At 38.7% G+C, this 16150-nt stretch carries 8 protein-coding genes; 2 read left to right on the top strand and 6 right to left on the bottom strand.

Features of this window, described 5'->3' with window-relative positions; genetic code table 11:
• Window positions 1-56: 56 nt before the first annotated feature.
• From clpP to GK047_RS24565, 6 genes are all read right to left on the bottom strand, one after another.
• Window positions 57-638: an ATP-dependent Clp endopeptidase proteolytic subunit ClpP gene (gene clpP / locus GK047_RS24590; protein ID WP_163952747.1), complete on the bottom strand. Its 582-nt coding sequence runs from the start codon at window positions 636-638 to the stop codon at window positions 57-59.
• A gap of 27 nt (window positions 639-665) precedes the next feature.
• Window positions 666-947, bottom strand: coding sequence for a hypothetical protein (locus GK047_RS24585; protein ID WP_163952745.1), 282 nt, complete (start codon window positions 945-947; stop codon window positions 666-668).
• A gap of 12 nt (window positions 948-959) precedes the next feature.
• The gene (locus GK047_RS24580; protein ID WP_163952743.1) at window positions 960-1544 is read right to left on the bottom strand and encodes an ArsR/SmtB family transcription factor; all 585 of its coding nucleotides are present in this window, start codon (window positions 1542-1544) and stop codon (window positions 960-962) included.
• 24 nt (window positions 1545-1568) lie between these two features.
• Window positions 1569-1751: a hypothetical protein gene (locus tag GK047_RS30720; RefSeq protein WP_481856054.1), complete on the bottom strand. Its 183-nt coding sequence runs from the start codon at window positions 1749-1751 to the stop codon at window positions 1569-1571.
• A gap of 297 nt (window positions 1752-2048) precedes the next feature.
• Window positions 2049-2366: a hypothetical protein gene (locus tag GK047_RS24570; RefSeq protein WP_163952741.1), complete on the bottom strand. Its 318-nt coding sequence runs from the start codon at window positions 2364-2366 to the stop codon at window positions 2049-2051.
• Between the two features lie 18 nt (window positions 2367-2384).
• Window positions 2385-7337: a S8 family serine peptidase gene (locus GK047_RS24565; protein WP_163952739.1), complete on the bottom strand. Its 4953-nt coding sequence runs from the start codon at window positions 7335-7337 to the stop codon at window positions 2385-2387.
• A gap of 365 nt (window positions 7338-7702) precedes the next feature.
• Here GK047_RS24565 and GK047_RS24560 point away from each other — a divergent pair, with 365 nt between their 5' ends.
• Both GK047_RS24560 and GK047_RS24550 read left to right on the top strand, forming a co-directional pair.
• Window positions 7703-14809, top strand: coding sequence for an RCC1 domain-containing protein (locus GK047_RS24560; RefSeq protein ID WP_163952737.1), 7107 nt, complete (start codon window positions 7703-7705; stop codon window positions 14807-14809).
• A gap of 559 nt (window positions 14810-15368) precedes the next feature.
• The gene (locus tag GK047_RS24550) at window positions 15369-16004 is read left to right on the top strand and encodes a hypothetical protein (RefSeq protein WP_240344189.1); all 636 of its coding nucleotides are present in this window, start codon (window positions 15369-15371) and stop codon (window positions 16002-16004) included.
• Window positions 16005-16150 lie beyond the last annotated feature (146 nt).

Genomic DNA, 16150 nt, shown 5'->3' with positions numbered 1-16150 from the left:
AGAAGACTGCTTAGGGACACTGTTGCGTCCTTAGAGCAGTCTTTTTGTTAAGTTGATTAAAGGTTTTGAACGACTTTATCTATTAAACCATAGGTTTTAGCATCTTCGGCGGATAAGAAGTAATCACGGTCTGTATCTCGCTCAATTTTTTCCATGGATTGCTTCGTTGTCTCAGAAATGATGCGATTTAAGGTTTGTCGCGTTTTCAAAATATGCTGTGTGCGGATTTGAATATCGCTGGCTTGCCCTTGTGCACCGCCCCATGGCTGGTGGATCATGACTTCGGCGTTAGGCAGCGCAAATCTTTTGCCGGGAGCTCCAGCTGTTAGAAGGACGGCGCCCATAGAAGCGGCCATACCGACACAGATCGTAGAGACATCAGGCTTGATGAAATGCATGGTATCATAAATCGCTAGCCCTGCAGAGGTGGAACCCCCTGGTGAATTGATGTATAGCGAAATATCTTTCTCTGGATCTTCAGCGGAAAGAAATAATAGTTGGGCGACGATGGCATTCGCTACGTGATCGTCAACTTCGGTACCAAGAAATATGATACGATCTTTGAGCAATCGAGAATAAATGTCGTAGGAACGTTCTCCCCGAGAAGTTTGCTCAACAACCATAGGAATAAAACTCATGTGAATCATCCTCTCCGTACGTTTTGTTTATGCGGCCAAGCTTTGTATAGTAAGGTTAGAGTGAGAAGGCTTTTGCCCAAATCCTGAGGATACCATGATAAGTCGAATAGGCTCATCTGAGGTTGATGTGGGAAGTATTTGACTTGTGATGGTAGCTTCCGAATCCATAGGAGCGGAGCCATGACGACGATAATTATCAATTGATACAACTTTATTGTTGATATCCTGCGTTCGATCAACTTTTTGCTCCCAGACAATGACAGGTGATGCACCAGTTTGTAGCTTGTTGGTTTGGTGTTCTTGACTCATCAGAGTGCCTCCTTATTCTTTCGGTTTCGGGTACACGGATAATAGGACTTGGTACGGTGAATCTTCACTGCTTTTGATCGAGTATCGAGTTACTAATTGCTGTACCATGGCGGTGTATTCCTCCACGAAAGCTTGCCTGTGCGCTTCGCCGCCCAAATGCACTTGAAGCTGAATGGATGCGCTGGGTATTATCTCGTTCACATCGGACTGCTCCATGAGCAGCATCGCATCTCTCTTCATTCGTTCAGCAGTTGTTATGAGATGGGCTAGTGAGCTTTGATCCTTCAATCGCTGCAGCGTTTCTGGTTTCATGCTGAGGGATTCGGCAAGAACGAACGTTTTGGCAATAGCTCTGTACAGAACTTCAACTAAATTACGTACTTGGCGTGTTCCCACCTTATGCACTAAACCGGCTTTTTCTAGTGCTTTCAGGTGATAATTAACACGCTGGGCTGTTTCACCAAGCTGTCTGGCTACTTCAGCCGCAGAGGCGGGTTCCATGAGCTGAGCGATAATTTCCCCACGTAAGGGATTGAGCAAAACGGTCGCTTGCTCAGGTAATTCGATGTAATAGCTGTCTTGGATCTCTTTTAGCATGGAGAGAGCTGCCTCCAATAAAATTTATATGTTACGTAAAAATATTTTATTACGTTGGAGTGTCTTTGTCAAGTCGGCAGGCTTCTTCTCATTAGTATAGGTTTCACTAACTTCTTTTTGAAACAATTGTTCTACTTCTTTATAAGCTTGTTCGCCTGTATCCGTATTTTTTGATAATACTTTGTCGCCAACCTGAACGTCTTCAATTGATTTCTCACCATATAACAGGTACCATAAACATTTTGGGACTCAGGCTGTTTGATGTAAACGGTCTTAGTTCCCCGCATTCATTTTGTACCATACTTTCATCTTACTTAACTTAAACAAATAATGACCCGGTGAAGATACTCCACTTGAAGAACCGTCGACATAGACATAGTAATCTCCTGGATTCTTTAAGTATGCAATATAGCCATTAGTGAAAAGAGCTGCCCTCTAGGTCAAGTTAGACCTATTGGGACAGCTCCACAACGAAAAAATCAGAAATCGACCTGAGCCTTAGAGTTAAGACAAGCCTTCAATAAGAACTTCAATCATTATTTTAGGTCTATCGTTACTTAAGCCTCTCTTACCATGGGTTTTAACAAAACTTTTCACAAAATCCCAGTCTTTTTTTTCAAATAATAGATTCGCTTCTCGTAGAAGCCCGTTAACAAATTCTTCATTTTCTCTACTTCTAAAATCTTTAACAACTTCCATTAATTCTTCGAATTTGACTCTCGGTATTAAGTAACCTTCAATAAAGTACCTAAAGAAAACAAGAAATTCACCCTTATAACTACTTTTAAGATATTCCTCTGTTGATTCGTATTTTTTTGTCAATTTATTAAACCTACCTTCCTAGAAGATTGGGAAAGAAGTCAGAATATAGAATCCCTCACTAATGCTTGAATCCCTAACTAATACAACTCTTGATTTAGTCAAGTTATATCTCATAGTTCCTGTTTTTTCTGCTGCTCCAAAACCAATCGAGTAGCCATGATCAACTTCAAATGCTTTTATACCACCAGAATTTTTAAGCCATTCTTCAATTTGTGAAGCATTTTTTCTTAGATTTTGTTGAACTGCTTTAATTGCTGTACTTTTATTTTCAAAGCTAGTTGCGTCTAATTCCTCTTGAATAGCTCTCCTTACTAGCTCCTCATTCGTCATGGACACGTGATCACGAAGTGTGTGTCCTCCATTAGCATTCGGATAACCTTCAAATCTATCAAGAATGTCATCACCAACATTTCGAATCTTATATCCGAGCGTTTCCTTTAGCTTATCTACACTAGCTTTTACAATTCCTTGAGAACGCATAGCCATCTTCCCAGATAAATACGAAACTCCAGACAATGCAGCCGCTCTGGCTAATTCTTCGAGTGATGCAGCGCCCAGAACAGCACCTCCAACACCTGTCGGACTGGCCGCTAACGCCATTGCTCCCATGGAACCGGAATCTATTAAAGCCTGCACAGCTGCTGCGGCGCTTCCAGCTGCAGCCATTGTATAGGCGGCTGTAAATATTGTATCTGTTAATGCCTTTGCACGCATATAATAGTAGTTGCTTTCTGGTGCTTTAGCATTTGCTGCCCACTGTGCTGCTCCAAAGTAGACATTATCGTCCACTCCAAAAACAATACCACGCACCAACATCATTTTATCTTCGTCAGTTAATTCAGATGGGTCAATCTCGAGATAGTTATAAAATGCGTTCTTTATTTCGTTAATTTTGTCATCTATGGATTGCTGGATATCTATAACAATTGGTACACTTGGTATACCCATGACCTCAACCGATGTAAGAGTAACTCCTCCACTTTGACCAGGTGCACCTGCATATACGAGTCCTGTATCACTCCACATTCCACTAGCACTTAGGGAATATTGCTTATACACTGTTTGATTATTTCGCTTTACAATCGCGGATATTGGTGTTGAATTTTCTCTGGCGCTTCCTCCTATATCTGACAGGTATACCTCTACACTTCCTCCAGCACCATCATTCATTGTAAACCGATACCAATCTGGTTTTGTTTGAGAATTGGCGCTAAACGAATATTGGACCGGTTGAGTTACACCACTTGAAGAACCATCATGTACTACTTTAACATAGTAATATCCGGGGTCCGATAAATATGCAGAATATACGCCACTTGAATTGGATGTTTTCAATACATGCCCTGAATTGTCTTCAAGTATGATGTTATTGGCACTAATATTTATTTTCACATAGACAGGTGATGTAACCGTAATTTTATAATATTCTGTATCGTAGAGCGAGGAGATGTTGCTCGTATATATGGTATTCCATGTAGCCTCCTTGGCAGTCGTTTTAGTTGAATAAAAATTATCTTCTACCATAAGTCGAGTATTCAGTTTAGTATTATTTATACTCCCTACAACAATGTAGTATGTAGTACCTTGAGTTAATGTATATTCAATCTTTGAATAAAGCTCTCCATATGGATGGGGTCCTACTACATCATCGTTAGGAGTGGTTACTAGATGATTCAGTCCTGCGTCGGAATACAAATATAGAATTGTATCTGAATTGTTACCGGATATTTGAGACGGTGATGTGAAGAATCTATATAGTCCTGATTGAGAAGGCGTGAATTTGTAAAACGCATTTCCATTTTTAGAGATATTGACGGGCTCCTTATTTATTAAATCAACGAATTGTGTGATTTGATCTGGAATTACTAATAGCCTTGCATGGATTCCAGAATTTCCATAACCGTCAACGTTAATAAAGTAGCTGGTATTTCCTGTTAAATACACCTTCACCTCTGAAAACGTGGAGGTCTCCGTATCATCATTATGCCCATTTGGAACTAGATTTGTTAGGTTAACGTCACTGAATACGTTCAAAACTGTATCGTTATTTATACCATTGCTTACTCCCCCATAGTAACTAGTGTTAATGGTATACCATCCCGAGTCTAGGGTTTTTAGCTCATATACACGACTTTCTCTTACAGCCGTATCAATATCAATAGGTGTATTGCTTTGAATAGTAGCAATAGCTGCCAACAAATTAACAGTTAATCTAGCGTGTACAGCAGTAGTCTCGAATCCATATAATTTTACGTAGTAGACGACACCTGATTGTAATGTAGCGGTAAGTTCCGAGAATGGAGTATCATTTGAGTCATCTGCTGTTGGAACGACAAGTTTCGTGAGCTCAGGGTCAGAATAAAGATCTATTAGAGTATCATTAGGGCTGCCGATTCCACCGTAAGGGCTAGAGAATATTCTATAGGTCCCAGAAACATTCGGTGTAAAACTATAAATTGCTGAAACTTCGGAAGGTAAATCAACATCAATTGGATTGTTGATATTGATAGGTGGAGCCGTGGTCTTACTAGTAATCATTGAGAAGGGACTGATTCCTGATGGATAGGATGCAGAGACGCTTAGTGAATAACTAGTTAGTACTGAAAGACCCGTAAATGTATATGTTGGACTAGACGTAGTACCTACCGTAGCACCATTAAGCTTTACCGTATATAGAGTTGCATCGGTTACAGGTGTCCAACTTAAAGTAATGCTGTTATAGGATGGAACAGCATATAGTCCAGTAGGAGCTGAGTTACCTTGTGTAGAGCCCTGTATGGTTGAATAATTGCTAGTTCCCGTTGAATTAGAAGCAGCTACACCAAACATATATGATGTATTGGGTGTGAGTCCTGTGAATGTATAGGAATTTCCATTGGTGCTTGTGATTGGAGTTCCATTCTTTTGAATTAGATATGAGTTGGCTCCATTGACCGGATTCCAAGAAATGGTGAGGCTATCTCGCGTTTGATTGGTTATTTGTAGTCCAGTTGGTGCATAAAGCCCAGTACCTGAAGAAGTTACATAGATAGTAAAATGGTCATCCCAACCGAGTGCATCAGGATAATGGAAAGTAATGACGTATTCTCCAACTCGGTTTGACAGAGAAGAGTGCCAAGTATAGCTTGGATTTATATTGTTTCCCGGATATAAAATGTCCGAAGCAACAATGTTATGAGTAGCGGATTCTTGCACGGTAACTTCAATAGTAGGGTGAGGTGTAACATAATCTAGAGTTAATGAAACAGTGGCTGACCCGCCTTGGGCAATCGACTGTCCATCTCCAATTTTATCAAAGCTAAGAATATTAACATTGCTCTGAGAAGAGAGTGAAGTATTTAAACTGTTTGCATATTTTGTTAACAAGGACTTATAAATATTTTCTATTTTTGTTAATGAACCAGAAACGTTTGTAGTAAAGTAGTCACTTACAGTAGCTGATTGAAGAACTCGCTGTGATTTAGAAGTTCCCTTCAATTGATCTGGAAGTTGATGGAGTTGCGCAGTTTTCATTAACAATTGATTGTAATCACTATCTATTTCTTTAGATAATGGTATATTTTTGGCTTCGATTGCACGCTCTTTTAGGTGTTTTAATTGCTTACTTAGATTAGTGATTAATACATCCTTTTTATTAATGTCAAAATTCCCATCAGGTGTAGTAGTAGGTGGCTCCGAATTATCTGGTTGCTCTATTGGAGGAATTGGGCCCGTGACTAGGCCAAGAGCTTTAGCTACATTGATTAACCCATGACCGTATTCGGACGTATTTCCTAAAGCAGTTGCTGTTTCATAGAGCTTATTTTTAATTTGTTGACTGCTCATTTTTTTGTTTTTTGCCCAAAGTGTTGCTGCTGCACCAGTAACATGGGGAACAGCCATGGAAGTCCCTGATAACAGTGCATATTGACCATCTTTCGTTGTACTTAAGATATCAGTTCCTGGAGCAACGATATCTAGCTCTGAACCTGTACTTGAGAAAACAGCTCTTTGATTTTTCTTATCAGTTGCGCCTACAGATATGACCTCAGGAAATAATGCAGGATATAGCTCAGTTTCTGCACCACGTCCACGATTACCAGCAGCGGCTACAATCAGAATTCCATTGTTGCTGGCTTCTTGTATTGCTTCATGTAACAATTGGCTATTTTCAGATCCACCGAAACTCATGGAAATAATGTCCATACGGTTATCAATAGCCCAGTATATCCCCTGAATGATCTCCGCATAGTTCCCTGATCCACTATTATCTAAGACCTTTACCGCATAAAGATCAGCTAAAGGTGCTGTACCCACAACCCCAAATTTATTGTTTAAAGCTGCAATGGTTCCTGCAACGTGTGTTCCATGACCATTATCATCTGAATAACTAGAATTATTAGTTATAAAAGAAATTCCGCCACTAATGTTTAAGTCCGGATGAATCGCAATACCAGTATCCAGGACGGCAACTTTAATGTTTTTACCTTCAGACTTCGTGTTCATTGTGAGATCGGCACCAATTGCCTTAATTCCCCATGGAATTGTACTGGAATTAGGCTTTTTAGATTTTAGCAAGGTGTCATCTTTTTTAATTGTTCCAACAGAAGCAATGGAAGCGGTGGCATTTTTTTCTACATAAGCTATATCCTTATCTTTACTAATTTCACTTAATTCCTTGGCATTTAAATCCATTGTAAGGATGTTTTTTTGTGTGAATGTATTGATTTTTTTTGAAGACAGCTTCTTCCGAGAGATAAAGCTATTTGTATCGATATCTTTTTTGAATTTCACTATGTAATTTTTTGTAGGTCCATATACTGCATCAGTTACACCATTCGAACTGTAAACTGAGTTTGTAATACTAGTAAGATTATCAATAGTTTTACTAATTTCTGAGGAATTTGCGATTGCAGGCGTGATCATTTGAAAGAGTAAGATAAAGATCATGCATGAAGACATTATGTATTTTATAAATTTTTCTTTTACCATTGTTTCCTCCCGAATTAAATTAATATAGATAATTTTGATTTTGAATCTTGATGCTAGAAAAACAAATAATTGTACACCTTACTCCTCCTCTTACTCTATTTTTATGTAAAAATTGAACAGGAATAATTTTCATAATACAACAAAATTCATTTGTGTGTTATAAATTAATTGAAAATTAAGTTGAAAAATGGAAATAACGTAGTAAAATTTAACTTTGAATACATAGTTTTGAAGGTAATTAAGAATTAAATTTATTGAGTAGGTAAATGTATCTAAATTAGGAGGTGAATTGAATATGAAATAACCATAGGGTTATTTCTATTATTTCTAAGATGAAAATTTCAATTATTGGGGAGTAGAAGCGATTGCAGAATAAAGCGGCTATAAAAAGGGTTCTTGCACAAATGCTTATTATTTTAATGTTGTTTAGCCTTATGGGTAATGTATTTGCTGAGAATTGGGAGATAGATACTCAAAATATTAATAGTGATGCTTACTCTCCGAGTTCGGTAGAGAATTCAACCTACGGGAGTGCAGTGCAGCATATTCCTCCAGCCTATAAACAATCTCAAGTCAATATGCCTGTGGATCTGAATATAATAAATGGCACGGTAAATGGATCTGTTTATAATGATTTGACACACTCCTATATCGTCAAGTTTAAATCTTTAGACGCAAAAAAAAGAATGAAGAATGAATTTATTAGCAAGAGAAATCAAGTTCATATTCGACAAGAATATGAACATTTTCCATTTGTATTAGCTGATCTTACTGATGACCAAATGGTTCAGCTTTCGCAGAATTCGGAAATTTCATACATAGAAAAGAATAAGAAGGCAGTTTTGTTAAATTCGGTTAACACTGTTGTGGAGGATACATATGAAGAGAAGTCGTGGGGATATGATTTCTTACATGCTGATGAACTTCATGAAAATAATAATTACGGTCAAGGTATTAAAATTGCAGTACTAGATACAGGAATAGATTCATTAAATAATGATCTTCATGTTACTGGAGGGGTATCCTTTCCAAGTGGGTCGTATGAAGATGTTCAAGGACATGGAACTAAAGTAGCTGGGATAATTGCTTCTCAAATAAATAAAATCGGTATTAAAGGCATTGCACCTTCATCTGAATTGTATGCAGTAAAAGTGTTGGGGGATAAAGGTGAAGGGTATTATAGTCAAATTATCTCCGGTATCGATTGGGCAATCGATAATCATATGAATATTATTAATATGAGTTTTGGTGGATTAGAAGAAAGTCAGGCATTATCCGAAGCTTTGCAGCAAGCTTGGCAAGCCGGTATATTGCTAATTTCTGCAGCAGGTAACGATGGAATTAATACTTTGAGGTACCCTGCTAATTCGGAAACTGTCCTATCGGTTGGTTCTATTAATCAAGATTTATCTGTTTCAAGCTTCACAAATTATGGTGAACGATTGGAATTACTAGCTCCCGGTACAGATATATTGACTACAAGTGTAGGGAATAGTTATGTCAAGGTTTGGGGAACTTCTGCATCATCAGCTTTTGTAGCAGGAGCCGCAGCTTTAGTATGGTCAGCTCATCCTACTTGGACAAACGAGCAAGTCAGGTTGGCACTACTCCAATCTGCCGATTCGAATCAATCAGATAAAGTGAATGGATTTGGGCTTGTGAATATTGCGTCAGCAATCAAAGAACAATACAACAAGACAGTGCAATTCGACGTGTACGGAGTACAATTACCACTAAATTCCAATGGATTTGTAGGCATAACAAGTGATGTAACTCCGCCGAGTACATCCATTAATATTACAGGTAGTTCAATGGGGTCAGGTATTTACTATGGAACGGTTCAAATTCAGTTTACTGCTGTAGATGATTTATCGGGAGTACAGAAGACTGAATACAGCCTTGATGGTGGAGCAAGCTGGAACCTTTACTCAGGCCCCATTACCTTAACTGTTCCTAAGGTATACTCTTTAAAATATAAGTCAACAGATAACAGTAATAATGTCGAGACTATAAAATCTCAGAAGATAACCATTAAAGGGGACACAACTCCCCCAACGACTGTCTTAAGTATTATCTCTGGTGTAAAGGGAGGGGGGGGATTCTACACAAGTCCTGTTGTTTTTCAATTAACTGCATCAGATGATTCGGGTATTAGAGCAACCGAATATAGTATTGATGGTGGTGCAAATTGGATTAATTACAATGGTCCTGTCACATTAGATAATAATAAAACAGTTTCGCTAATTTATCATTCTGTGGATACAAATAACAATATAGAATCAAATAAAATTACAAAAATTTATATAGATAGAATATCTCCATTGCAGTCTATTATAGAATTTAGCCCTTCAACTTGGACTAATGGTGATGTCGTTGTCACCATAAAAAATGGATTTGATGATGGCAGTGGTGCTCAAAAAAGTCAGTACAGGTTAAACAATACGGATCCATGGACTGATTACATAGCACCTTTTATAGTAACTAGTACAAGTTTTGTATATGCTAGGACAATAGATGTTGCCGGTAATATAAGCATTGAAGTTAGCAGGCAACCACAGATAGATAAAACTCCACCAACAGTTCCGCAGATAATAATGAGTGAGAGCAATTGGACAAAAAACAATGTAACAGTCCAAATCATTGCGGGGACAGATCAAGAAAGTCATGTTCTTAAAAGTCAAATTAGGATCAGTGAGACAGGAAATTGGTCTGATTACTCCTCACCTATATTAGTTAGCTCAGAGGGAGAAACTACAATTTATGCTCGTAGTATAGATATTGCCGGTAATATAAGCACTGAAGCAAAAGTCACTGTTTATATTGATAAAACAAGCCCAACACAGCCGACGATTAATTTAAGTAGTAATGATTGGTCCAATACTGATGTATCTTTTACAATAATTGAAGGGATGGACAACGGAAGCGGTATAAAAAATACACAGTATAAAGTGGGTAATGATGGAATCTGGGTTAACTACACTTCACCCGTTACTGTAACTACTGAAGGTAAGACAGAAATCTTTGCACATTCCATTGATAACGCAGGTAATATTAGCTCTGAGGCACGCGCATTAATTTTGATTGATAAAACTGCTCCTAGCAAACCTGTAATCAACCTTAGTGAAAGTAATTGGACAAACAAAGATGTGAATGTCTCTATTACTCCAGGTATAGATAAGCTCAGTGGTGTGCAAAAAACACAATATAGGTTCAAAGTTGACGAGTCGTGGAAAGATTATATTAATCCTATGACTTTTTCAAATGAAGGCATTTTAGATATTTTTGCTCGTAGTTTAGATAATGCAGGTAACATTAGCGAGGAATCACATTCTGTCATTAAAATTGACAAGACTGTTCCATCTACACCAAACGGAGTAAATGTTACAAATAGGGCAACAAATACTATCTCGATAGCATGGACTCCTTCAACAGATAATTTAAGTGGTGTTGAGACATATATAGTCTACGTGGATTCAAAAGAGGTAGGTTCTACAGCAAATTCAAGATTCATAGTAGGAAACCTAACACCAGGAACAACTTATAACATCCAACTAAAAGCAAAAGATAGGGCAAGTAATTTTTCAGAAATAAGCGATAACTATACTATTTTCACTACTCCATTGTTATCATCATTCGGAGATCATGGCTTACTAACTCAAAGTAACGGAGTTCTTTGGACTTGGGGAAATAACAGTTCAGGACAGCTTGGTGAAGTAAATAAAAGAAATTTGACAAGTCCCATTGTTAGTGACAATATTGAAAATTTAAAAAGCATGTCTGCTGGAGAAAAACGTAGCCTGTTTATTAAAAAAGATGGTTCAGTATGGGAAATGGGTAATGTGACTGCAGAAGGACTGGGAGTAATTGGTCCCGTGGATGGGAAAGTCCCCAATAAAGTTGCTAGTGTTACCAACGCGGTTTATGTCTCATCAGGATATGACCATGATTTAGCATTAACTGATAGTGGAGAAGTTTGGTCATGGGGAAATAATGCAAGTGGTAAGTTGGGTATTGGAATCAACGATACTCCATATAACAGAATACATTCTCCTTCGAAGGTCAAAGATCTTAATTCTGTAATTTCTATTTCCGCGGGATATTGTCATAGTATAGCCCTTAAAAGTAACGGGACAATTTGGTCTTGGGGTTGTAATGGGGGATGGCAGTTGGGAGATGGTAAATATACTGAATATGGATTTACAGATTTTGATGACCATATGTACTATTCAGATATGTCGAACCTTGATGCCACAGGCTCTACTACACCTATTCAAGTTGTAAACTTAAATTCAATCGTTGCGATATCGGCAGGCGGTAGTTATAGTTTAGCTTTGGATAGTGATGGGAGTATTTGGAGTTGGGGGATTAATGGTAATGGGGAACTAGGAAATGGCCTTCCAATGACCTATCAAATCCATAAATACACTGCACCTGTAAAAAGATCTACGCCAACCAAGGTATTAGTAAACGGAAGATTTATTGCAATTTCGGCAGGAAGATCCAATGCTTTAGCATTACGAGAAGATGGAACTGTATGGGGGTGGGGATATGGAATCGGAAATGTTCCCCAACAGATTCAAGGATTAGATTCAATTAACGCTGTTTTTGCTGGGAAAGAAACTAATTTTGTAATAAAAAACGATGGAAAGATTTATTCATGGGGGAAAAATGAGAGTGGGCAGTTAGGTTTAGGATATGTTTCAACTAATGAGACATTGCCTAAAGAGATAAACTTTTACGTTATTCCACAATTACAATTAAAGCCTGCTGTAGAAATAACGTCTCTAATAGGAACAGAGTTAGAGCCCTGGTATTACAATTCGACACCAACGGTTACTTGGGTGCAAACAGATTCGAGTAACTCGGACTTTACTGGTTACCAGCTTCAAGTTTTAGATCAAAATAATACTGTACTATTCGATACTGGAATTGTTAATGAAAATAGTAACTCCAACATAAAGAAATTAGCTTTAAATAACTTGGTAAAAGACATTAAGTTAAAGGTGCGAGTTAAAGCTAGCGTTGGAACAGTTTGGTCTGATTGGTCGAGTCCTAAGTGGTTTGTTCTCTCTCAATATCCACAAGGTTCTATGGTTAAAGCAGGAGATAATCACAGCCTAATGCTGAAAGATGATGGAACAGTATGGGCTTGGGGGAATAATATGTACGGGCAGATTGGTGATGGGACAACAGTGACCAAATCAACACCTGTTCAAGTGGCTAATTTAAGTAATGTAAGGGCGATATCTACTTTGGGATATGGAAATCACTCTTTAGCGTTGAAGTATGATGGAACTGTATGGGCATGGGGAGCGAACTATAGTGGCCAGCTTGGAGATGGGACTACTACGAATCGATTGACAGCAGTACAAGTTCCGAATCTAACTAACGTTGTTGCTATATCTGCCGGAGTAGGTCATAGTTTAGCCTTAAAAAGTGATGGCACGTTATGGGCATGGGGAATAGGAAATGGAAGTGGTTCTTCTACTAATAGTTTATCTCCTATACAAAAACAAATTAATGGCGTGAAAGATATATCTGCTGGAAATCAATTTAGTCTAGTTTTAAAAAATGATGGTACGATATGGGCGTGGGGAATTAACAATTATATGCAATTAGGAGATACAACGACAACTAATCGGATGAACCCCGTACAAGTAGTTGGATTAAATGGAATTGTCCAAATAGCAGCATCTGCACGTGATGGACTCGGTAGTCTTGCAGTGAAGCAGGATGGTACCGTGTGGACTTGGGGCGGGGTGTCAAATGCTTTAGTAAAACAGGTTAATGGTTTAACTGATATAAAGCAGGTAGCAGCCTCGTCACATTATGTAGCTCTAAAAAGCGATGGGACTCTATGGACATGGGGAAACAATGCTTCAGGTCAATTAGGAAATAGTACAAATATAAACAATAATAATCCTGTGCAACTGACATCAATTAGTGATGTGAATAATATGTCCGCCGGTAGTGATCACACTTTGGCAATGAGGAACGATGGTTCAGTTTGGGCATGGGGAGATAATAATGGGCGTCAGCTAGGGTTAGGGACAACAACAAATGTCTATTTGCCTCGAGCAGTGATGTCCGAAAAAATACCAGTGGTGACGTTGACTTCACCGTTTGGAACGCAACAGAGCCCTTCAATTCTGATTGGCACTAAACCCGAAATATCATGGAATCAGATAGCCAAAGCATTAGCAAGTTTTGCATCGTACCAGGTTCAGGTATTGGATGAAGCAGGGACAACAGTGATACTGGATTCTGGTATTGCTACACAAAATACAAATAGTACTAGTAATAGCTGGACTGCAATGAGTGAATTGCCTGTGAATCAAAAACTTCGAGTAAGAGTCAAAGCAAGCGATGGTACGACTTGGTCTGTTTGGTCTGATGAAGGATGGATGATGCTTAGAACGTCTGTTAGTAACGTGCCAATGGTTGCCGCAGGTTCAACCCACAGTCTACAACTAAAGAGTGATGGAACCGTTTGGTCGTGGGGGAGTAACAACTCAGGTGAGCTTGGTGACGGAACATTCGTATCGAAGAGTACTGCAGTTAATATAATTGGATTAAGTGGGGTCAGCCGAATTGCTGCAGGTACAAGTCATAGTATTGCCCTGAAAAATGATGGAACTGTATGGGCATGGGGAGCTAATGATAAAGGCCAATTAGGAAACGGTAACGCAGCAAAGCAGCCCACTCCAGTACAAGTACCAGGGCTAAGTTCTATCATTAATGTGGCGGCAGGATCAAACTACAGCATAGCATTAAAAAGTGATGGAACCGTATGGGCATGGGGAGCGAACGAACTTGGACAGTTAGGAGATGGCAGCACGGTTATATCACGATATAAACCAGCACCAGTTCTCGGATTAGCCGGGATAAGTGCCATAGATGCTGGAAATGCACATAACTTAGCCATACAAAATGATGGATCTGTATGGGGGTGGGGAGATAACCAAGTTAAGCAGGTCGGTAACTTGCCTAGAGATATTGTAGCAACTCCAGTTAAAATATTAACAAATGTTACCGAAGTATCAGCAGGAGCATCTCATAGTTTAGCTTTATTGAAGGATGGAAGAGTAGCTGCTTGGGGAGCTAATAATTTTGGTACTCTGGGAAATGGTAACAATAATCGTTATCCTGACGGAAATCTAGTCCCAGGACTTAATCAAATTAGTCATGTTTCGGCAGGCGGTAATGTTAGCTTTGCCGTCAATAATAATGGGGCTGTATGGGCATGGGGATATAATTATTCGGGGAATCTGGGGGATGGAACGAATATAGATCGCTTTAGTCCAGTACAACTAACAACGATCAGTGGAGTGGAGAATGTCGTAGCAGGAATGTCTCATAGTTTAGCGTTAAAAACAGATGGAAGTCTTTGGGCATGGGGTTCTAACAATTATGGACAACTTGGATATGTGACGCCCAACGGTTGGAGTAGGACTCCGTTAAAAGTAAGGTAAGTTCATTATTGCTTACGACGCGGTGTGACCTCGAATTCTACCAGTTTCAATATAGTCATGATATGGGGACTGTTGACCCCAACAGCAATAACACTAGCAGTGACTTAGATGGTAATAATCTAATCAATACAAAGATTTAACAATAAAAACAAGCTTAGTCGGAGCGGATGACTAAGCTTGTTTTTTAACTTTTGAACTTGGATGAGTCAGCTAGAGCAGTAATGCTGTTTTGCAATTAAAAACGATTTGATATGGTAAGGGGCAACGAGCTTAACTGTCATATGTCAAAGATGGAGCGACGAACCAAGTCCTCGCGCAGGTTCTTTCATCGTGCCTTGAACTCAGTATTGTAGAAAGACTTTAGAGGAGCTCTTAAGGAGCACGGACTACATCGTTCATCCAAAACAGCAGACCCACCTGTGGGCTATGGCTGGTAGTTCGAATGATATTGAACTGCTTATTAATAAGGACGAGTGGGATCTATTATTGAATGCTGAAGCTTTTCTATGTAAACATCAAAAGCATCTATGTCTTCTTGTAAAATTATACGTGCTTCTTTATGAGTAATTGGTATAATCCACAAGACACTAATTATTTCTTCACCTATTTTATTTCTTCTAAATCCTCACTTTCTCCTCTGAGTTCATCAATCAAGAGGGCTTTTGTAGTCCAATTCTCTGGTGCGAGTGCGCTCTCAGTCATTACTCGTGGTACTTCCGAAGATTTTATATTTTCAATATTATGGGCAATTAGGTCGCTTGATGAATCGAGTTCTGTGGTTGAGTTTTTTGGAAGATTTGCTATAAGTGTATCGGTTATTGTAAGTGAATCTTATTCTAAGCATTATAGCGAGAAGCATTCTGCGAGCATTCTTCTCTATGGAACAATTGAAATGTCTTTCGAAGTTGATTTCGAAACAGACACCGGTGATATTAATGATGATTCGATTGAAGTTAGAGTCGGTGCTTTTGAAGTGGCCGAATATGAAGCTTTAAATAAAGATCGTGATTATTTTGGATTTGACGATGATGATACAAATTGCGTAGATTGCGGTAGAACTAACGCTGAACATCAAAAGGAAAACCATGATCCTGTTTGTTCGAAATGTGCAACAAAATATTCTTTGTGTCCTGAATGTGGTTACTTATTTGAATTAGGTAGCATTGGAGCTTTTTGTAATGGTTGCGATAAATAAGCCTGGGTATTCTCTCTAATTGAAGAATTCGGGGCCTAGAGCAAGATAGCCTATATATTAGGATATTACGATTCTGCAGGTAACGAAATTATTTCGCAGATTCTTGATTTTTGCGAAAACAGAATAGGTCTATAAATAATTTAATT

The sequence above is a fragment of the Paenibacillus sp. SYP-B3998 genome (genome assembly GCF_010820665.1).
In the GTDB taxonomy this organism is placed as follows: Bacteria; Bacillota; Bacilli; order Paenibacillales; family NBRC-103111; genus Paenibacillus_E.
The sequence above is the reverse complement of the archived record's forward strand: the minus strand, read 5'-3'. Positions and strand labels throughout refer to the sequence as shown.

Excerpts from the sequence above, each read along its gene's own strand:
- clpP (WP_163952747.1), bottom strand. The coding sequence starts at position 638 with ATGAGTTTTATTCCTATGGTTGTTGAGCAAACTTCTCGGGGAGAACGT.
- GK047_RS24585 (WP_163952745.1), bottom strand. The coding sequence starts at position 947 with ATGAGTCAAGAACACCAAACCAACAAGCTACAAACTGGTGCATCACCT.
- GK047_RS24580 (WP_163952743.1), bottom strand. The coding sequence starts at position 1,544 with ATGCTAAAAGAGATCCAAGACAGCTATTACATCGAATTACCTGAGCAA.
- GK047_RS24565 (WP_163952739.1), bottom strand. The coding sequence starts at position 7,337 with ATGGTAAAAGAAAAATTTATAAAATACATAATGTCTTCATGCATGATC.
- GK047_RS24550 (WP_240344189.1), top strand. The coding sequence starts at position 15,369 with ATGAGTAATTGGTATAATCCACAAGACACTAATTATTTCTTCACCTAT.